Here is a 19,532-nt window from a genome sequence, read left to right as displayed (position 1 = left end):
GATGTAACTGTTCCAGCCATTACACCTATCAATTAACTATTAAATCAACGGAATATTTCATTTTTAATAAGCTCTATCTGTTTTCCCACCATCTTTTAAATGTTGTTTTAAGTAGTAGTACCTATGTAGTTCCATAATAAAATGAAGTAAAGCAAGCGCAAACAAGGAGTAAAAACTCATTAGTACAATTGCCACCATCTGCTGTGATGCAAAACCAATACTTATATTACCAACTATTTGTCCTAACCCCACGAAAGATGCAACTCCTACAGCACCAATACCTGTCGAAGATTTAGATTTCTTTTTTGGTTCTTGAAGTTTTTTAATATGACTTCGATAATAATAATATAAAGCAAAGGAATACGAACTAAAGGAAAAAATAAAATATAGTGGGGTTTGTAATTTCAACATGCCATATGCAAATTTTTGAGCTATAATTAATAAACCTAATGAACATACAATCCCAAATACTCCCCGGAATAAGGTGTACTGTACTTGTCTTTTTTTGGGGTTAATACTAATCCATATCGCCCACAAATTCAGAAAAGCAATAGGAGGAGCTAGTATATACACATATATTGGTTGAAAAGGTGAAGAGGTTGACGGTAAAAGAATAAAAAAGTCTGCTATCACTAGAACAAGCGCAAGGACATTGAATCTTATATCCTTTACAGCATAAACAGCCATATAATTTTCAAAAGCTTTTTTATTAAAATCTGTTATCTTTTTCATATTAATCAAACCACCCTGCTACTGTTGTCCAGGCCTGTTTTGCGCCTGCTTTTACCATATCTTTAATAGTATCATCTTCCCCGTCACCATCAAAATCTGTATCCCACTTTATACCTTCAGTGAAATAAGTTAATCCTAATGAAGCGACAAATCCAACGCCTGCAACTGCCAGAACAGGCATCGATACCGGAAGGACGAGGACAGTACCTACAGCAGCTAACGCTGTTGTTCCTCCTCCCACAACAACATTCCCAATAATGTCCCCTGCTATTTTATCTGTCGATGCATTATTTTGAAGATTTTCACTTGTATCTGTATACGAATCGATAGCTACACTAGCCCATCCAAGCTTATTTAAAAAGGCTGCTTTCCCTGCACTACTTGCACTTATTTTCGCGTCTATTTCTTTTAACTTGGGAGAAGCCGTTTTATTTTTTATTTTCTTCTCTATGTCATCCACGTAATAAATTTTATAGTCCCTAGGTCGACCATTAACTTTTTTATGACCTTTAACAGCTTCATAGCTATCTCTTACTAGTATTCGTTTATTTTTTCGATCGAATTCGTACCTTACCATATAGCCATTCCTTACTCTATACGCTACATCTGCTACCGCTGCTGCACCAGTAAATGTCCCGAAACTATTCCCGGGTCCATCTATCGGAGCCATCCAATTAAATCCTGTCATACCAAGCAACGATTCTTTTTCACTTGATTCAACATTTTGGTTCACAGATTCTTCCGATTCCTCTTCTGTTATATGCTTTTTCTCTTGGATTGCTTTATTGGCTATCATCTCCTTTATTGATGAGGCCCATTCCATGTTCATTCCATTAACACTGAATGTACCGCTTGTTGCGTGGAAACCTTTATGTTGAACTTCAGCAAGGCCTTTAGCTATATTTTCCGCTAATGCAATTGCCGTATTATAATTACCGCTAGATGCACTATTAAAATTGTATAATCGCTCTAGCTTATTTTCTAGTTCTCGTCTCATTGCATAATAGACATTTAGCATAGCTGAGATACCTGGTAGCATTTCGTCTATTGATTCCATAGCTGATATCGAACGATCAATTTCTTTAATTTGATTTAATATGTCATATTCAATGACGTCTACCGAAGCGACCTCTGCTTGGAAATCAGTAGGGAATGCATTATTTTGACGAATTAGTTCTTCACATAAATAGATAATTCCTTGTGCGAGCGGCCGATACGTTTGCATAAGAAATGCTTTTGCACTATCGTATGTGGCGCCTTGTAGAATCACATCACTTGCGAAAGCATCAATTGAACGAATTGCTTGTTCCATCCCTTGAATCGTTGCATTACAGAAATCGTTCATGCTTTGTGACTGTGTTCTAACGCTCCCTATAAACATGTTTAAACTCACGACTCCACCTCCTTCAACAATGTATACCGCTTATTATAAATATCATTTTCTTGATCAATTAAGCTTTGTTTTTCCTTTTGCAACATATTACATTGTTCTTCTAATTCATATGTAAGTTTTCGCTCTAGCTGTTTTGTGTTTTCTTGCATATCAATTAAACGTGAACCTAGTTCTCGATCATGTTGCCATGTTCCTAAAATGTATTCAAACAAACGATTCTTTTGCATTTTTATCCAATCAAATTCTTTCTCAGTTTGTTTTTGTTTTTGAATAGCTAATTGATTTCTATATTGTTCGTCGGATATATCTCTTAATTGATAATCTAATTTATTTATTTTTTGCTCAATGGTTAGATTCATTTTCCCCTCCTACATTTCCCATTTGCAAAAGCTAACGAAATGGTGGATAATTCTCCACTAAAGAAGAATGGTTAAAGCTTTTTTAAAGTTCATTGTCCATTCGCTCAAATTCGTTGTTAACAGAATGAATATTATTAATCACTTGTTGAAAGGCCGTATGGAATTGTCTTGTTAACTGCATAGCTTGTTGATTGGATTCTTGAGCACGAGAATTAATTGTCAATGTCGTCCGATTCGATTGAGTAATCGACCTATTTATCGCATGTTGAATCACATCTGAGGCCAGTCCCATTTTCCCTGCTAGTTGCTTCGCTTTTTGCGAATTACTTTGAATTTGCACCATCGATTGCATCCTCCTATCTTTTTCTTTCAAAACTTTAAGTATCCTATGAAAATATTCTCTGATGTGCTGTCCTATATCTTTTACATAATATTTTCTCTTTAAAACTCCGTAATCTTTCCACCAATAGTCCAGCCTCTTAAGCTGATTTATTTGCTTTTTATGAATTTTCACTATAATAAACATACAAATTATACCATGAATTCCTAATACTTGTTATAGGTAAATAGGAGTAGACTTCACTCTATGAGATGGGGAGATTAAGGGTCAAGTAGACTACATCCTCTTTCTTAGATCATGTACTCATTCTCTATAAATAAAAAATAGCCGCAACGTTTTCATTAAAGAAACCATTGCGACTATTTTCTACTTATTCATTATGTAACATCTAAACTACTTCTAACATATTCTCTAGAACACATATTTATCGAAAAGAATAATAGATATGATTAATTTGACAATCTTTCACATTATATATTCCATTTAAACGCAGCTAATACTCGTTCCAAAAACTCATCTTTCGCCTCTCGATACGCTTCCATCGATTTCCCTTCGAATGTTCTTTTTAAATTATCATATTCTACACGAAGTTCATCATTTGTTAATAAAGTATCACGTATTTTCCAAAAAATATCTAATTCAGAATCAATGACTGTTAGCTGTACCCCCACTGGTATAACTAACGTGTCATCTTGAAATGCCTTGAAGAAAGATGTTTCAGTACTCCCTTCATTCACATCATATAACGTAGAGAGCATTTCAACAGCCTTCTCAAAGTCCTTTTTCCAAACACGAACTTGAATATCCAAATCTCCTTTTGTGATGGAGTAAGGAATAGCAGTGCTTCCAACGTGTTGTATGTCTGCATGTGGAAGTACATTCATAATCATTAATTTATGACGGGAAAATTCACTATGTATACTTTCTTTAATTTCGGTTTGTTCTAAAAAGTGTACACACTCCATATGCTCACCTCGATTTCTATACACCATACACACTATCATTCTTAGTAATATCACGCCAGCATTTCCCAAAACCTTCACAAGATAGACACACCTTAACTATCCTTATCGCTACAAAGATATATTAATCCCCAAAATTGCGCACCACTTTTCCTAAAATTAAAAACCTTGCATACTTGTCGCAAGGTTTACATCTCCGCTATCGATGCTTTTGTTTGAAATTGTTGTTTCACTGCATTCGACGCGATTTTCATTTTTGTAACAGAATATCGTAACACATCATCGGCTTGCTCTCCATTTGAAAGCTGAATCGCAGCTAACGCTTTCGTTGTTCGAGCTAAATGTTCGACTGCGTCACGAAGTGTTGGCGTATGATTAAAAGCTCGCTCTTGCAGAAGCGTCGCCACAATCTCATCCGCTAATTGACAAATACGTTCTAATTGTTCTTGATTATTTTCCATCGCATCTTCCCCCTTATTTCTACTATATGAAAGCCCGTCCTAAACAGAACGATATTCGTACGAACTTTCAGAAAGAATCGTTATACCTTGCAAGATTAAAAATATCGCTTATCATAAAAGGATAGGTACTAGCCTATACTTTGGTACAAAACATGGTTTAGAAAGCGAGATGGAATTATGAGCCTTCACATTCGTGAAGTGACGAAAGCAAATTGGAGAGCTGTTGCGAATTTGACTGTAGCAGACGAACAGCAATCGTATATTGAAAGCACTGCTTTCTGCCTAGCAGAAGCAATGTATGATACACAATGGAAGTCAGTTGGATTATATGACGGCGATATACTAGTTGGATATGCAATGTACGGTATTAACATTGATGTGAGACCCGAGATAGAAGTGTGGTTGGATCGCTTTATGATCGACCGTAATTTCCAACGAAAAGGTTACGCAAAACGATTCATTCCTTTACTACTTGAAACAATTCAAAAGGAATATGTGACAGATACAATATTTTTAAGTATTATCCCAGCTAATAACTTAGCACAACAACTATACGAAAGCTTCGGCTTCGCATTAACAGGTGAATACGATGAATTTGGTGAAGCTATTTTGAAATGGATAGCACCTATACAGACAAAACTTAACATTTAATAATAAATGATAGTCATGGCACTAGCTAAATAGCTAGTGCCATATTTATGATTGCTTTACTCTAATTCTTGCATCCCTTTTATAAGGCCCAACCACAAACATGAAGCATGTTCCTTATCATACACATCTACTTTGTATTTCTTATATTTAATAATTGCTGCCCAAATAGAAGAAATCGTTTCTCCTTCGACACATATATTCCCTTCTTTATCTTCCACTATGAACTTTCTACCAGCAATCGTATATTTTGCTGCATATTCCTTCGTACCAATGAGGATTGTATATTCTTTGAACACGTGACGCTTCTGAAGGCTAGATTTCTCCATCACTGTCGCCATGTGTTCGTGGACACCCTTATACACGTCGAACTTTTTAAGCAACATACCTTTGGATACTGTTAACACTCCGTAACAGAATAAGTGGTCTCCTTCATGAAAATAATATCTCGGCTTCCACGCTTCTTTAATTTTCACTGTTAATAATAGGCTACCATTCATACTACGAATAAAGCGGCGAGAAAAACGAAACATCGTTCGATACATGTAGGCAGACTGTACTGCTTCTCCCACATGAACCACCTCCTTCACCACTAAGATGTTTCGACATGAGAAAAGCACCTCGCATGTCGTTTATACCTATATACGACATTCAAGGTGCTTTTCCCTTGTGCTATTTTGTTTCTTTCTTGTTACATTTGTATAATGAAACAGGTACTCCCTTCAAAAAACCACTCATTTCCCCTATATAACAAACAACTAGCTCATGCATTACGTGTGCACTAATCGTTAAAGACTTTGCTAGCGTATCAACATTCATTGATATAGAAATCGGATGGCATATTTATAGTATGTGACCAAAATCGTGACCATTAGGTATAACTTATCTACCATGCTCGTATAACGAAGCAGGTACTTCCTTCAAGAAATCACTCATCCCACCTGTATAACAAATAACGAGCTCATGCATCGCACGTGTACATACAGTATAGAATAAATTCCGTTCGTTCTCGCCCACATAGTTCGATGCATCGTATACAATAACTGCATCGAATTCCATTCCTTTCGCTAAGTAAGAAGGCATAACGAGTACACCTTGCTGGAGTGATGTTGTCTCCTTTTCAATCATGGATAATGACATACTCTTACCAAACTCTTCATACACTTCCTTCGTTTCTTTCTCCGTTTTGCATATAATAGCGATTGTCCCATGTCCGTGTTTCTTCAAGTTCTCTACTTGTTGTTGAATATTTGTTGTATTCACGACAAGTGGTTTACTTCCTTTTCGATTGAACGGCTCAATTTCATGACCACCAGGAATAAGAGAACGAGTGAAATCAATGATTTGCTCAGTTGAACGATAGCTTCGCTTCAATATAATTGTTTCTGTCTTACTTGGATCGAACAGGGCATTTCCTGTTAAAAAGTTCGTCTGCATCGCTTGAATATGAATAGTTTGATGCAAGTCGCCAAGAAGGGTCATCTTGCAATGCGGGAATAACTTCTTCAAATATGCTAACTGGAAAGGAGAATAATCTTGAGCTTCATCAATGAATAAATGACGAACAGATGCATTTCGTCCAAGTCCTTCTATTACCTCTTTCACATACAAATAGGCCGTTGCATCTTCGTAGCTTAGTTTATTTTCATTTAATCGTCCTAAACTCCTATCACACATTTCTTTCGGAAGCTCTGTTGAACGAGTAAATAATTGTTTATACGTCTCAAACGAGTCTACAAACCTCAAACGTTTAACACGTTTATATAATGATTTAAAGTGGTCAGCAACAACTTGGGCTGCAAGTAAGTTCTGTTCCTGCTCATATCCTGTAAACTCGTTATCACTCTCTTGTGTTTTATGATATGCATCCATATAATCTTCTTTATTAAGCAACTGCATTTCCTCTTCTACCCATGCTTCTTGTCGCTCTTTTCGTTCTTGCATCCTCAACTCTTTCATTACCCATTCCGCAAGCAATCTCATTCGATTTGGAATACGAGTCGAATGATCCATTGCGTAAAATTCAGTTGTTAATTGCTCCGCAGAAAGAAGCGTTCGACCTCGGAATGTTATATCTTTAAAGACGATACCGTCATGTTGTAACTGCGTAACATATTTATCAATCATATGCATAAAATCCATACTCGCCTTCACTTGCATTTCTTCCACCTTTGCGTTATTTGGTGATGAAAGAATATCCTCCATTTGGCTAAATGGATCTTCGACGTGCAGGTGCTTTTCTATTTTCTTTCCAACAAACTGCTGAAACGTCGCTTGTTGCATATTTTCTTCACCAAGCTCAGGTAACACGGTAGAAACGTAACTAGCAAACAATGGATTCGGTGAAAACATAAGAATTTGATCTGCTTGTAACGAATCACGATAGCGATACAATAAATAAGCAACACGTTGAAGTGCCGCAGATGTTTTCCCGCTACCAGCTGCCCCCTGTACGATTAAAATACGATGTTTCTCATCGCGAATAATTTTATTTTGTTCCTTCTGAATCGTCGCAACAATGCTTTTCATATGTGCATCGCTATTATTACCGAGTACTTCTTGTAGTATTTCATCTCCAATTGTTACTCCTGTATCAAACATACTACGTATTTGTCCATTACGAATGACATATTGTCTTTTCAGCTGAATATCTCCTTCAATCGTACCATTTGGTGCCTTGAAAGACGCGTGACCTAAACTAGAATCATAATACAAACTACAAATCGGTGCTCGCCAATCATATACAAGAAATTGATCCGTTTCTTCATCGTGGAAAGAACCAATACCAATATAAAGGCAATCGACGTCTTTTTCCCCTTCCTCCAAGAAATCAATACGTCCAAAGTACGGCGTATATGTTAGTTTTTCTAGTACACGTAACCTTGAATTAGAATGTTGATGACTTCGCTCTCTCTCTGATAATAGTTCCGTCTGTTGTCGAAGTGACATATGTGTTTCTAACGCATCATCTGCATTATCGAAATTCACTCTCACATCTTCCCAAAAATTCTTGCGGATATGAATAATATCTGATGCAACATTTTGCATTTTGTCTCGTAAATCATTACTAGTACGCTCGATTTTCTCAATCACATCATACACACGTTCTTGTTCGATTTTTAGTTCATCCATTCCAACACACTCCCTTGTTACATTTACGAAAAAAATTGACTAAAGCAGTTGACAATTGGTTATAATAAATATATAATTAAATTGGATATAAATGTACATATTCAAATAATGAGTCTTTAGTCGTTTTTTTATCTTACCATAAATGTCTATTACGTTCAATACAAAACCCGCTTAGGTTCGCCCTAAGCGGGTTTTCTTTTTAGTATATTTTCACACGAAAGACGAAATTTACTTCCCCTCCCAATAGGACCTAATGCGGAGTTTAATCCTACTGCTCCACATATCACTATTTCAAAGGCATTATCTTGATGCTCAGTACTGTTTGTCTACCGAACCTCGACGACAAAGGCATAGCTTGCACTACCTTTTTGCCATTGCCCATGGACACTATATACATAAACGCCTTTTTCTTCTGGTAATACAAGCACACCGTCTCTTATGGTGGCATTTCCCGTCTGACCATTCGCAAACCACACACTTCCACCCGACTCATAAGGTTCACTATGAAACGCTATATTTACTTCCGACTTCGGAGAAACAATAACAGGTTGGATGTCATAGTGCTTCATAAGTTCTGGTGGTGCCATTGAATCGACACACCTACTATTAATTGGACCATCCCAACAGTATGACCCTTGCCTCACTTCCAGTCTATTCCCATCTACCGATACAGTTGGTAACGGAGGTGCAGAATTTAAAAACACATATCCCCCAATACATATAACAGCTAGTAAGCTTATCGCAATTACTATTTTTCTCATTATTCCTCCTTAATGAAACTTTCTATCATTCATTTATTTTCACTCTAAAACTAACCTGTATGTTTACTTTCGACGTAAATACACAACCTTCCTTCAAACAGAACTTACCCTTACACAAGAATCTGGATATAGTACACGAGACTAATTATCCATGCATAACATATCTGTAGATTTTATCTTCACACTGTATAGAAAGAGGTGAAAAATTTATGGCTTCCTCTATGGATTATACATCTCCGTCCACTCAATACACGTTCGATGTCAATAAAAGTCCCTTATTTATAAAAGATAACGCCAACTACATTAACGTATTAGGTGTAAAACAATTAAACACATTAGAGAATGTATCCCTTCTAGATATTTTCTTAAGTGCTAATAATGTTATTGAACCACACTATCATCAAAATGCAGCGGAATTAGTTTATTGTATTTCCGGTGCTGCCACTGTATCTATGCTGAATCCATTTACAAAAGAAGTCCTTCATTACACTATTACTCCTGGGCAAGTGGCAAATATTCCACAAGGATGGTGGCATTACGAAATAGCTTCCGTTGATAACACACATCTTTTAGCAATTTTTGATGCCCCAACTCCAGAAGTCATTTTAGGATCGGATATTTTAAAATTTACTCCTGCAAATGTCATGTCACATACTTATTGCATAGATGAGAATCTATGGAAACAAGCAACTGCACCAATTAATCCAACCACATATATCGGCCCATATAAAAACTGCAATACAGGAAATAAACATACCCCTAATCAATATATAAATAAGCAATACCAACAACAAACACAATATGTTCCTCATTATTCAAATTCATACTATCCACAATACCGATAAAGCCTTTATATATTTTTCAATCAAACTAAAGAGGGGGTTACAGATTCGTAACCCCTCTCCTTTATTCTCCTTTATTCCCCTTCTTCCGCATCACAATACACATGCATTGCTTCACGTAAAAACTCAGATAAACCAGTTTGTACTTTATCAATATTTTTCGTAAACCTAGGGTCATGTACATACAAATCGCCTAGTCCACGGAAGATTTCGACTGTGCAGTCGTAAAAGTTATCCGTAATATATTGACGATACTCACTTATAAGACTTTGTACTTCTTCATCGTCTGGTCCTTTGTCCATTAATTCAGCAATATTACCATACAACTCTCCCATACGTTCTTGGATTCGTTTCCAATCTTCTGCTTGATACGACTTTGTCTTTTCTTGTGACTGCTTATACGCTAACGTATCACCATACTTGTCTTTCACTTCTTGCTCATATTTCTTCTGATGTTCTTCAATCTTCTTCATATCAAATGCGCCAAACATATCTTTTTTCGCCATTTTTGTTCCTCCTTCTATTGCATTAATTGTTCGATCAATTGATTCAATCATTTTTTCGAGGCGATCTTTCTTTTCAATTAACAACTCTTTATGTGTAGAAAGTGCTTTTTTTCTATTAAAAAATGGATTCTCTAAAATTTTCTTAATGTCTTGTAAGGAAAAGTCTAATTCTTTGAAGAAAAGAATTTGCTGTAACGTCGCAAAGTCCTCTTCGTTATAATATCGATAGCCATTTTCTCCAACATTCGCCGGCTTTAATAACCCAATTTTGTCATAATGATGGAGGGTACGTACACTAACATTAGCTAACTTTGCTACTTCATTAATTTTGTACATGATTATCACCTCATCCTTTATGTTAAAGTATAACGTAACGTCAAGGTCAATACTATTTCTCTACATCTTTTCGAAAAAAGTTCATCATCAATAAACAAAGTTAGCATCGAGTAGACGCTATCTATTCGATGTATGAACAACTTATAATTAATCTCCTATTACAATGACAAACAAAAAAGAAAATGTAGCATATTGTTACTCATGCTACATCTCCTTATAGATAACGTTAGATTAAACAACCCAGCAACGACTATTACTTGACCTAGTGTCAACATGACTATTCAACAGAATTCGCTCTCTCTTTATTTAAAGGTTGCTTTCGTTAAATGTTAAATAAGGGATTTGAATACCTTTATTTTGCTCATTAATAAAATACTTGTCTGGAATGATAAATTTATCCCCATTATCACTTGGTAATAAATATTGTCGAACATAGCGTTCAGCTTCTTGCTTATAATGGTAATCATCGTGAATTGTTTCTAACTCTTCAATCTCCTCTACTAAAGCTCGTAACTCCTGTAGACATTGTGTTACATCTAAATGTAGCCAATTATCATCTCTCACGATGGAGTTTCCATTTATAACTAACCAGCTAAAAAGAAAAAATCCCGTTCCTGAATCGAAATTTCTAGCTGCATTATGCTGACTAGGGTATCTTAAAAGACGTTCAAATAGAACAAATTCCGTTATCTCTTCCCAATAAGAGTATTTCTTTTCAGTCAGAGTAAGAATCGTCTGACAATCAACTTTAACTTCTTCAAGTATCCCTGCGAAGAAATTCATTTTAGCTTGTATATGCTGATCAAAAGGCTTCTTTCCACAATGATGATAATAGTCGTGTAAATAGCCCCATATTACCCTTGCTTTATACGTGTCTTCTCTACTCATAGAAGTAGACTTAAAGTTAAAATCAGGGAATATCGTACCCGCTCTCTTTAAGGTATCCTCATTGTATATACGATGGAACTTATTAAAGAAAAACATGGCGAAGTTTTGACTTGTAACGTTTTCCTTTGTTTTTACATTCTCCGGAAAAAACACAATGCATTTTCCCTCCATAAACCCTTGAGTTCCAATTATTAATTTCAAAGATTCACATCCATTTTTCGGATGAGGTAAGTCCTCTTCAATTGATTTCATTATTTCAGGCTCTTCCCGAACTGCTAAGAACGCCTCTAAATAAAACCCCCTTTGAGTCGGACCGTTAGGAGTTACTATTGGACCCAAGAAAAATGTCCCTTCTCCATTTGCAGGTGGAGAATACGCGAGTAATGTTCGATCAAAATAAGGTGTTTGATCTATACCTCTCTCTATCCAATCTAACACGTCCTTTTTAAATGCATTCCATACAGTTGTTAAATGCAGAGACTCATAGATTGCTTCTGTGACAGCAACTACATCCAATAAAATCACTTTAGCTCTTTCATGATTTTTTATTATTTCTCCATTTGTCCCTTGATAGTTCCTTATTTCTTCTAAATTAGGTAACACTTTATCTTTTAGTATATTGACCAAATCATGCGTATGACTTTTAGTTAACAACATTCATATCCTCCTTTTTTGACATGCTATTTATTTCACAAGTTTTTTTAGAGGTTTCACTAAGGTGTTCTTTTGTTTGCTTTTCTACCTTCTTTTTTAAATTAATGAGGATCACACCCACTAGCACACAGAGTGTTCCTACATACACTTGATTATGAAGAGTTTCATTTAGAAATACAAAACCTACATACAAAGCAATAATTGGGGAAATAAACAAATGTGCCGTCGCCTTAGAGATATGCCATTTTTTCAGCAAATACATGTTAAGAGAAAAACCTACAACAGAACCTACAATAGCTAAATACAATAACGATATAAGACTGATCCCAGAAAAACCTCGGTTACCATCTTCTATAATCAAACTAATCACTAATAAAAATACTCCTCCACTAAGCATAGAAAAAGAGGTAAAAGTCATGATAGGTAACGACTTAATTCGAGATTGTACATAGACAGTAACAAAAGCAGATCCCAACATCGCTACTAAAATAATCCCCATTGCGACTAGCTGAATTAAATCCCCTTTAATCAATAATTGATTCCCAAAGACGATACTCATTCCGATTAAACAAAAGGCTACACCTATTTTTTGTCCTTTTGTAGCTGGTGTACCTTTAAATAACCTATTAATGAACAGAGCAAAAACAGAAATGCTCGCAGCTAAAACAGAAACTAGCCCACTCGGCAAATATACGGAAGCCCAATAAACAGAACCAAATGGTATTGCAAAGTACATAAGCCCATTTAATCCGGAAATCATTACCACTTCTTTTGAAACGACTATCTTTTTTGTAATACAAAGAAAGAATGCTATTAACAAACTAGCTAGTAAAAAGCGCATACTAGCTGACCATAAAGGTAAGCTATCTTCCAATCCTGTCTTTTGGAACGCCCATGTTGTTCCTCCTATAATAGCCAACAGACAAAATAAAAGGTGTACATGAATACGAGTCACTATAGAAATCATTCTTTCACCTTATTTCTTTTAGTTTGGAAACCGCTATCCCTTTCTTCCGTGAATAGTAAAGCACATAGGCACTTCTCCAAAGTCTTTTATCACAATTAGCCCTTTTTCATTAGCAGCTTTAATCGTTGTAACACACGCATCCACTTTTCCTTCTAGACAGTCCACCGCCGCTTGAGAATTGCTATTCACCAAGCTTATATTGTCGCTAATAGCGTGTGCTAAATTAACTGGGGCAGGATGCGAAGCAATACTCGTATCATGATTTAGTTCTATTGGCTCTCTAGAAGCAAGTACCATGTTATACGTAGGCATAATAAAACTATCAATGAGCTCTAAATCAGTTAAATTTTTGAATACTATATGATGTAAATCAGGATATACTGCACATCCTAAAAGAGCTGACCCTTCCGTCTTCTTAACATGAATTAGCGCTTCCTCTAACGTACCATGTAGAAAAACTTCTCCCTGAACACCTTGGCATTCCAACCATAGCCTTCCAGCTTTTTCACAATTAGTTCCTTTAGGACCCAAAGTGTGAATGATAGTAATAGCATGGTCTTGCTTATTTTGTGGAACAGATAACCCCTTAACAAACATATCCTTTCTTCTCCTTTTATACGTTTACTTCATTTCTATAAATGACTTTCACGTTGTTATCTAAATATGTGTAATATCGCTCGCAATCAGAATACGACTCATGAGTTGTTAAGATGAATCCTGGATAGCCCGAAAAGTGTGGATATGGTAAAACCTCTGTACCTTTCGCCATAAACATAAGTACTCTGTTCACTTCCATATCTGCACGTACAGAGTCTATTCCTTCAAACCCTTCCACAATTCCGTGACCTTGAACAGGAATAATATAGTTACCTGCTACTTTATGAATCTTCTTTTCATTGTTGTATGCATCACAATCTTGTACACCTAATACATACTTAAAAGCCAACTCCATATAGTTAATACCTGTACTTGCTTTCACAATATAATGAGAAATACCTGATCCTCCTATACGCGCACCTATTTCAATGACGTAAGGCTTCCCTGCTGAATCTAGACGCAATTCAACGTGAGCAGGACCATCTACAATCCCTAACGCCCTAACTGCTTTTGATGCTTCTTGCGAAATAGACTCCATCACATTTTCTTCTAATTGAGCTGGAGCTATATAAATACTTTCTTCAAAGAAAGGACCTTTACAATCTCCTTTATAGCCGATAGAAAGTACTCGAACCTCTTCTTGTATAGAGAACGTTTCAATCGCAAACTCAGGACCATCTATAAATTGTTCAATAACAATACTCGTTTTATTCCCTGTAAATTGTCCAAGATCTTCTGTATTCACCTTTCGTACCTTTTCTATGCTTTCAATAAGTTCTTTCTTCGTATTCGCTCTCGTTACTCCTTGACTAGCAAATCCATTAGAAGGTTTGACTACAACAGGATATTCGAAAGAAAAATTAGTTACATCCACTTCGTTCTCATATTCTTTAAAGTGTGGAACATTCAACCCATTTTTTTTCAACATCCCTCGCATGTTGTTCTTATTACGGCAATTCTCAATTACAGAAGTCGCTAAGCCAGGCAATCGCAACTCTTCCGCTAATCGAGCGACAAACTCTAAAGCAGGCTCATAAAATGTCATGATACCATCAAAAGGATTTCTCTCATGCTCGCTCTTCACGATATCAACAGCTTTATCTGGATGATGGAATAAATCAATTGGTATAAATTTTTGCACACCTTTAAGATGATTCAGATTCACTTCCTTCTGATGGTGAAAAAACGTTACGTTAATCCCCATCGCTTCTGCTTCCTCAAAAATAAAAGGTACATGTATATTTTGCACCACAATTGCTAGGCGTTTATTTTTTAGTCCCATGCCTCTTTCCTCCTTCTCCATATTTATGGGATATACATATATTAAGAATTTTCAGACAATATGTCCACACTTTTGTACCTAAAAATGGAAATAGACTTTTCGTTAAGCTAGAAAATCATCTCTAACTTAACGAAAAGCCTATTCCCTTCAACAACAGTAATAGATTCGTATCATACAATAGACTCATCTAAAACTTCTACTTTTCTCTCTACTTTACAGTAGTAAAACGTCGCTACAGTCGCACTAATTAAAATCACACTTAAAACGTAAAATGGAATCATCACACCAACATTCGTAACAACAGCTGTGAACATCATTAATAGCAAAAGACGAATACCGTTGCCAATTAAGCGGAATACACTATCGACACGACCGATTACTTCATTCGGTATTTGTTCCATCATAAGAACATTACGTGCAACACGTGTTCCTGCGTTTCCAATCGCATGAAAAATAGCAAGGCCATATAAAACCAAAACAGATGGTTCGATTATCATTGCAGTGATTGAAATTGTGTATATTACCATTGTCAGCATAATAGAGGCTTCTAGATTCATATATTTCATCACAATAGGAATACCAATCCCAGCAAGCACCGCCCCTATTCCATACATCATTCCTTCTATCGCATATACCGATGCACTTTCTTGTAGAACATCCACAATATAAACTGGAAGTAAGTAATTCCCCATCATCACACCAATAAAAGGCATATAGGTCGCTAATAGGAACCAAAACAACTGCGGTCTTCCTTTCATAAAATGTATCCCTTCTAGCATCTGCTTCTTAAATGATGCTTTTTGTTTCACAACAGCTTTCTTTGCATATGGAACACATAAAAAGAGAAGAAATGCACCGATAAAGGACAACAAATCAACAAACAAAATCCATTTCAATGATACGACTTCCACTAGAAGACTAGCCACGGCACCAGCAATTACTTGCGTCAGTTGTCCTTGTATTTCCATCGTACCACTTAATGCCTTATATTGATTCGCTTGAAAGATTTCTTGATTAAACGCAAACACAGTCGGATAAAACAATAAATAATAAAAACTACCTGTTATATAGATGATGACGTAATGAATGGAACTATATGAGTAACCCATGAAGCCCCATATAACCATACATGCAATTACTGCAATACCAAGTCCTTCGTTAACTAATAAGAGTGACTTACGTGAAAAACGATCGATACTTTGTCCTACAAACGGTGTAAGTAAGAACATAATCAGCGTAGAAGCCATCATCACATAACCATATAACGCTTCTCCTCCGCCTTCTTTCATGAATAACCAAGGAATTGCTATCATCACAATTCCAGAACCAATAGCAGATAAGCTATTGGCCCCGAGAATGTAGTACAAACGAGAATCTTTATATAAAGAAGACATGTTACTCCACTCCTAATTGCTTTTTCAACTCTGGATAGATGCTCATGTACCCTTTTAACTCTGCAAGTAAGTCACGAATGAACGGCTTTGCATCTTCGCTAACTCTGCCACTCTCTACGTATAAACCATCGATAACAACTTGCTTCGGAATAGTGTTCGCATACACGCCTCTTGTTACTGTTCTCATGTTATTTAAGGCATTAATACCACCTTTTCCACCACCCGCAACCGCTAAAAGTGCTACTGGCTTATGAACAAACTCTCTACTTCCTAAAAAGTCTAATGCATTCTTCAAGGCTCCGCTCATCGCATTGTGATATTCAGGCGTACAAAGCACTACACCATGTGCTTCTTTCACTAGCGTTCTTAACTTTGTTACTGCAGCTAATTCATTCTGCGTTGCTTCACCGTTATACAGAGGCAGCTCCTCTACCGCTAAATCATATAATTCTCCGTTAAACTGCTCCGCGATATAGTTCGCAATCACACGTGTTCTTCCAGACTTACGTGGTGTTCCGTTAATAACTAATAATTTCATGTCAGCTCTCTCCTTTATTTTCATTTATAACCATATATTACTAAATAATTCCGAAGATAAGAACGCTATAAAGGGGGAGAGACAATCAGAAAATAGTATGAACAAGACCTCATACTTTTGTATGAGGTTCACTAGCATATTTTATGCTTTACTATTCGTTAGCCAATCTGTGATATGATTGAGTAGCCCTTCTGAATCCTTGCATAAAGGCTCAAGAGGTACGTTATCCATTATGACTTTCACATTATGTTCCATATTACTGGCCTCCACTAGTTGTACTATGTGTGGAACGAATTGATTTAGCACTTCGTAATATCGTTGATGCGGCTCAATAATGCGTATATGTTTTTCAAAATTACCTCGTTGCCTCGTTTGATCGTTTTCTTTCCTACTTCTTATGTTATCCGTACTCGTATGTAAATAGAAATATTTATCTGGAAATAAGATATTCCCTACTTTTATCTCACTCTCATAGAACTCATGAAGGAACGTTAAGCTTTGATTAAATATCTCAAAATGAAAACACCAATTGTAACACAGTGGCTGAAATATATCTCCGTCAAGAATAACGAAATCATATTCACAGAGCTTACGTTTGGCAATTTTCCACCGTTCCACTTGACGCTCTAAATACCATGTTTTTGACATGTTCTTCGGGCGCTCGAATAAAAGATTCACCTCAGGAACCACATACGTATTCCCTATGTTAGCAATTGTAGTGCAAGTCGTTGTTTTCCCCACAGCACTCGCACCTTCTAAACAAATAATTGGCATACAAATCTCCTATTCCGTTGCTAAATCTACAAAACGAAACAACAAATCAGTACACTCATGCCAGAATTCTACATGCTTTTTCGCAATCCATTTTTCATTTTGTGTATTATTTAGTCCGCCCTCTAATTTATCCATATTGTCATTTGAAATTTTCAAGTATTTATCTATTAACCTACACAAGCCCATGCTTTACCGCATAAAGCGCTGCTTGCGTTCGATCATCTACGTTTAATTTAGCTAATACATTTGATACGTGTGTCTTTACTGTTTGTTCTTTAATCTGTAATTCCGCTGCAATTTCCTTGTTACTCCTCCCATTCACAATTTCACGAAGGACGTCACATTCTCTTTTCGTCAATTCCGACAGAGCATTTTCACTTTCCTCTTTCGCTACAGCCTTTCTAAATAATACTGGTGTCACTTTCGGATGAAAGTTTGTATTCCCTTCATACACAGCAACGATAGACGCAACTAGTTGATCTGGTTGTACTTCTTTCAACTGATAACCATCTGCACCCGCTTCTAGCGCAGGTAACACATAGTCTTGTTCAGAGAAGCTACTGAGCATTAATACTTTAATCGTCTCATCGTATCCCTTCACTCTTTTTGTTGCTTCAATACCATCCATTTTTGGCATCGAGATGTCCATTAACACAACATCAGGTCTTTCTTTTTTGATAAAAGCTAATGCTTCTTCTCCGTTCCCCGCCTCACCAATAATATCAAACTCAGGTCTGGTCTTTAAGAAAAAAACAAGCCCTCGTCTAACAATGTGATGATCTTCCACTAGTAATAATTTAATCTTCACTATCCCTCTCCCTTTCCAGTCGGCACAACCATTTCAAGCTTCGTACCTTTCCCTAGCTCAGTATGTATACAAAATGTTCCGTTCATAAGCTCAATCCGCTCTTTCATATTTTTCAACCCAAGTGCAGAATCTCTTATCTTTTCTTTCACAAAACCAATACCATTATCTTCAATTTGGATAGATAAAAAGGCATCTTTCCTTTTCAACTGAATGAATACTTGTTCACACTTAGCATGTTTCTTACAGTTATGGAGCGCTTCTTGACTAATACGCCACACAACTTCTTCTAACTCACTCGTTAACGACAACACACCTTCAATTTGGATGCAAACATCTATACTGAGAAGCTTCGCATAATTTCGAATTGCTTCTGCTAATCCTTTTTCTAATCCTTCTGGGCGTAGTTGCCAAATGAGTAACGTCATTTCATTCAGCGCCTCTTGTGATAATTCTCCGATATACGCAAGCATATGTTGCAATTCTTCATCTTGCGTCATATCAAGCGTCCCACGTGCTGTTAACATAATCGAGAAAAGCAATTGTTTAACCGAGTCATGTAAATCTCTTGCAAGTCTATTTCTTTCAGCCACAACGACATACTTCCGCTCTTTCTCGACAAGACGAATACGTTGAATGGTTGTACCGATTTGATATGCAATTGCTTCTAATAGTGCTAATTCCTCTTCTATAAAGTGTGTTTTATGAGGGGCTGCTACATTCAATAAACCAAACTGCTCTTCACCAGCACGAAGTGGAATTGTCGCATGGTGAGTAACATGTTCTGTATCTCCCCACTCATATTCAATCGCATCTTCAATTCGCTTGCACTCAATAATATTCGTCGCTTTGTGCAATCGACCATCAACAAAGCGATTAATACACCAACACGAACCTTCACACATTGGCTTTTTCTCTTCCAACGTAAGTGCCGGTGGCAATTTTTCATCTACTAACATACGATGTTCACCATTCTTATCAATGAAGAAAACCCATCCTGTCTGCAATTTCATTTCTTTCAATAAAGTGTGTAACACCTTCTCTAACATCGTCTGTAAATCCGTCGCTTCATTTAATAATTCCGCGATTTCTTTTAGTGCTTGCAGTCGCTGTATTTCTTTGTTCTGCTCATCCATTTTTATCACCCGTTTTATTATAACA

The 19,532-nt window shown here is 36.5% G+C and carries 21 protein-coding genes; 2 read left to right on the top strand and 19 right to left on the bottom strand.

Translation table 11 applies throughout. From position 1 onward, the window contains the following. Window positions 1–63 precede the first annotated feature (63 nt). The 6 genes from IEV41_RS03675 to IEV41_RS03650 all read right to left on the bottom strand — a co-directional run bounded on the left by IEV41_RS03675 (window position 64) and on the right by IEV41_RS03650 (window position 4,247). On the bottom strand, window positions 64–732 hold the full coding sequence (locus IEV41_RS03675) for a hypothetical protein (protein ID WP_188387083.1): 669 nt from the start codon (window positions 730–732) through the stop codon (window positions 64–66). A 1-nt stretch (window position 733) separates the two neighbouring features. After that, window positions 734–2,125 (bottom strand): T7SS effector LXG polymorphic toxin, encoded by a 1,392-nt coding sequence (locus IEV41_RS03670; RefSeq protein ID WP_188387082.1) that lies wholly within the window; start codon window positions 2,123–2,125, stop codon window positions 734–736. Further along, window positions 2,122–2,484, bottom strand: a complete 363-nt coding sequence (locus IEV41_RS03665; protein ID WP_188387081.1) for a DUF3958 family protein — start codon at window positions 2,482–2,484, stop codon at window positions 2,122–2,124. Before IEV41_RS03665 ends, IEV41_RS03670 begins: the two co-directional genes overlap by 4 nt. A gap of 82 nt (window positions 2,485–2,566) precedes the next feature. Continuing rightward, entirely contained in the window at window positions 2,567–2,827 is a 261-nt protein-coding gene (locus tag IEV41_RS03660) for a TIGR04197 family type VII secretion effector (protein ID WP_188387080.1), read from the bottom strand. Between the two features lie 467 nt (window positions 2,828–3,294). Continuing rightward, complete coding sequence (locus IEV41_RS03655) at window positions 3,295–3,789, bottom strand: GrpB family protein (RefSeq protein ID WP_188387079.1); 495 nt, start codon at window positions 3,787–3,789, stop codon at window positions 3,295–3,297. A gap of 185 nt (window positions 3,790–3,974) precedes the next feature. Continuing rightward, the gene (locus IEV41_RS03650) at window positions 3,975–4,247 is read right to left on the bottom strand and encodes a LemA domain protein (protein WP_188387078.1); all 273 of its coding nucleotides are present in this window, start codon (window positions 4,245–4,247) and stop codon (window positions 3,975–3,977) included. Between the two features lie 177 nt (window positions 4,248–4,424). Between IEV41_RS03650 and IEV41_RS03645 the strand changes: the two genes are divergently transcribed. Continuing rightward, entirely contained in the window at window positions 4,425–4,898 is a 474-nt protein-coding gene (locus IEV41_RS03645) for a GNAT family N-acetyltransferase (protein WP_188387077.1), read from the top strand. A 56-nt stretch (window positions 4,899–4,954) separates the two neighbouring features. On the opposite strand, the gene IEV41_RS03640 is transcribed toward IEV41_RS03645, so the two are convergent. The 3 genes from IEV41_RS03640 to IEV41_RS03630 form a co-directional block, all read right to left on the bottom strand. Beyond that, a complete protein-coding gene (locus IEV41_RS03640; RefSeq protein WP_188387076.1) occupies window positions 4,955–5,467 on the bottom strand; it encodes a hypothetical protein in 513 nt (170 codons plus the stop codon). Between the two features lie 310 nt (window positions 5,468–5,777). Further along, window positions 5,778–8,027, bottom strand: coding sequence for an RNA polymerase recycling motor HelD (gene helD, locus IEV41_RS03635; RefSeq protein WP_188387075.1), 2,250 nt, complete (start codon window positions 8,025–8,027; stop codon window positions 5,778–5,780). Between the two features lie 326 nt (window positions 8,028–8,353). Further along, window positions 8,354–8,788, bottom strand: coding sequence for a hypothetical protein (locus IEV41_RS03630; protein WP_188387074.1), 435 nt, complete (start codon window positions 8,786–8,788; stop codon window positions 8,354–8,356). A 209-nt stretch (window positions 8,789–8,997) separates the two neighbouring features. Here IEV41_RS03630 and IEV41_RS03625 point away from each other — a divergent pair, with 209 nt between their 5' ends. Next, window positions 8,998–9,633 (top strand): cupin domain-containing protein, encoded by a 636-nt coding sequence (locus IEV41_RS03625; RefSeq protein WP_188387073.1) that lies wholly within the window; start codon window positions 8,998–9,000, stop codon window positions 9,631–9,633. 71 nt (window positions 9,634–9,704) lie between these two features. Here the strand turns inward: IEV41_RS03625 and IEV41_RS03620 are convergent, their stop codons facing one another. The 10 genes from IEV41_RS03620 to IEV41_RS03575 form a co-directional block, all read right to left on the bottom strand. Continuing rightward, window positions 9,705–10,472, bottom strand: a complete 768-nt coding sequence (locus tag IEV41_RS03620) for a MerR family transcriptional regulator (RefSeq protein WP_205181459.1) — start codon at window positions 10,470–10,472, stop codon at window positions 9,705–9,707. Window positions 10,473–10,778: 306 nt separating this feature from the next. Then, the gene (locus IEV41_RS03615) at window positions 10,779–12,014 is read right to left on the bottom strand and encodes a DUF6421 family protein (protein WP_188388665.1); all 1,236 of its coding nucleotides are present in this window, start codon (window positions 12,012–12,014) and stop codon (window positions 10,779–10,781) included. Then, window positions 12,004–12,981: a DMT family transporter gene (locus IEV41_RS03610; RefSeq protein ID WP_188387072.1), complete on the bottom strand. Its 978-nt coding sequence runs from the start codon at window positions 12,979–12,981 to the stop codon at window positions 12,004–12,006. The genes IEV41_RS03615 and IEV41_RS03610 overlap by 11 nt, the downstream gene beginning before the upstream one ends. Window positions 12,982–13,014: 33 nt before the next feature. Beyond that, window positions 13,015–13,578, bottom strand: a complete 564-nt coding sequence (locus IEV41_RS03605) for a hypothetical protein (protein ID WP_188387071.1) — start codon at window positions 13,576–13,578, stop codon at window positions 13,015–13,017. A 16-nt stretch (window positions 13,579–13,594) separates the two neighbouring features. Continuing rightward, window positions 13,595–14,860, bottom strand: a complete 1,266-nt coding sequence (locus IEV41_RS03600) for an ATP-grasp domain-containing protein (protein WP_188387070.1) — start codon at window positions 14,858–14,860, stop codon at window positions 13,595–13,597. Window positions 14,861–15,030: 170 nt separating this feature from the next. After that, the gene (locus IEV41_RS03595) at window positions 15,031–16,254 is read right to left on the bottom strand and encodes an MFS transporter (RefSeq protein ID WP_188387069.1); all 1,224 of its coding nucleotides are present in this window, start codon (window positions 16,252–16,254) and stop codon (window positions 15,031–15,033) included. 1 nt (window position 16,255) lies between these two features. Continuing rightward, the gene (locus tag IEV41_RS03590; RefSeq protein WP_188387068.1) at window positions 16,256–16,792 is read right to left on the bottom strand and encodes an NADPH-dependent FMN reductase; all 537 of its coding nucleotides are present in this window, start codon (window positions 16,790–16,792) and stop codon (window positions 16,256–16,258) included. Window positions 16,793–16,933: 141 nt separating this feature from the next. Beyond that, window positions 16,934–17,566, bottom strand: coding sequence for a P-loop NTPase family protein (locus IEV41_RS03585; protein WP_188387067.1), 633 nt, complete (start codon window positions 17,564–17,566; stop codon window positions 16,934–16,936). 172 nt (window positions 17,567–17,738) lie between these two features. Then, window positions 17,739–18,374, bottom strand: coding sequence for a response regulator (locus IEV41_RS03580; RefSeq protein WP_188387066.1), 636 nt, complete (start codon window positions 18,372–18,374; stop codon window positions 17,739–17,741). Continuing rightward, window positions 18,374–19,507 carry a GAF domain-containing sensor histidine kinase gene (locus IEV41_RS03575; RefSeq protein WP_188387065.1) on the bottom strand — a complete coding sequence of 378 codons (1,134 nt, stop codon included), beginning with the start codon at window positions 19,505–19,507 and terminating at the stop codon, window positions 18,374–18,376. Before IEV41_RS03575 ends, IEV41_RS03580 begins: the two co-directional genes overlap by 1 nt. Window positions 19,508–19,532: the final 25 nt, after the last annotated feature.

The organism is Priestia taiwanensis (assembly GCF_014638355.1).
GTDB lineage: Bacteria > Bacillota > Bacilli > Bacillales > Bacillaceae_G > Priestia_D > Priestia_D taiwanensis.
The sequence above is the reverse complement of the archived record's forward strand: the minus strand, read 5'-3'. Positions and strand labels throughout refer to the sequence as shown.

Coding starts and splice junctions, on each gene's coding strand:
- IEV41_RS03675 (WP_188387083.1), bottom strand. CDS start 732: ATGAAAAAGATAACAGATTTTAATAAAAAAGCTTTTGAAAATTATATG.
- IEV41_RS03665 (WP_188387081.1), bottom strand. CDS start 2,484: ATGAATCTAACCATTGAGCAAAAAATAAATAAATTAGATTATCAATTA.
- IEV41_RS03660 (WP_188387080.1), bottom strand. CDS start 2,827: ATGGTGCAAATTCAAAGTAATTCGCAAAAAGCGAAGCAACTAGCAGGG.
- IEV41_RS03655 (WP_188387079.1), bottom strand. CDS start 3,789: ATGGAGTGTGTACACTTTTTAGAACAAACCGAAATTAAAGAAAGTATA.
- IEV41_RS03650 (WP_188387078.1), bottom strand. CDS start 4,247: ATGGAAAATAATCAAGAACAATTAGAACGTATTTGTCAATTAGCGGAT.
- IEV41_RS03645 (WP_188387077.1), top strand. CDS start 4,425: ATGAGCCTTCACATTCGTGAAGTGACGAAAGCAAATTGGAGAGCTGTT.
- helD (WP_188387075.1), bottom strand. CDS start 8,027: ATGGATGAACTAAAAATCGAACAAGAACGTGTGTATGATGTGATTGAG.
- IEV41_RS03630 (WP_188387074.1), bottom strand. CDS start 8,788: ATGAGAAAAATAGTAATTGCGATAAGCTTACTAGCTGTTATATGTATT.
- IEV41_RS03625 (WP_188387073.1), top strand. CDS start 8,998: ATGGCTTCCTCTATGGATTATACATCTCCGTCCACTCAATACACGTTC.
- IEV41_RS03620 (WP_205181459.1), bottom strand. CDS start 10,472: ATGTACAAAATTAATGAAGTAGCAAAGTTAGCTAATGTTAGTGTACGT.
- IEV41_RS03610 (WP_188387072.1), bottom strand. CDS start 12,981: ATGATTTCTATAGTGACTCGTATTCATGTACACCTTTTATTTTGTCTG.
- IEV41_RS03605 (WP_188387071.1), bottom strand. CDS start 13,578: ATGTTTGTTAAGGGGTTATCTGTTCCACAAAATAAGCAAGACCATGCT.
- IEV41_RS03600 (WP_188387070.1), bottom strand. CDS start 14,860: ATGGGACTAAAAAATAAACGCCTAGCAATTGTGGTGCAAAATATACAT.
- IEV41_RS03595 (WP_188387069.1), bottom strand. CDS start 16,254: ATGTCTTCTTTATATAAAGATTCTCGTTTGTACTACATTCTCGGGGCC.
- IEV41_RS03590 (WP_188387068.1), bottom strand. CDS start 16,792: ATGAAATTATTAGTTATTAACGGAACACCACGTAAGTCTGGAAGAACA.
- IEV41_RS03585 (WP_188387067.1), bottom strand. CDS start 17,566: ATGCCAATTATTTGTTTAGAAGGTGCGAGTGCTGTGGGGAAAACAACG.
- IEV41_RS03575 (WP_188387065.1), bottom strand. CDS start 19,507: ATGGATGAGCAGAACAAAGAAATACAGCGACTGCAAGCACTAAAAGAA.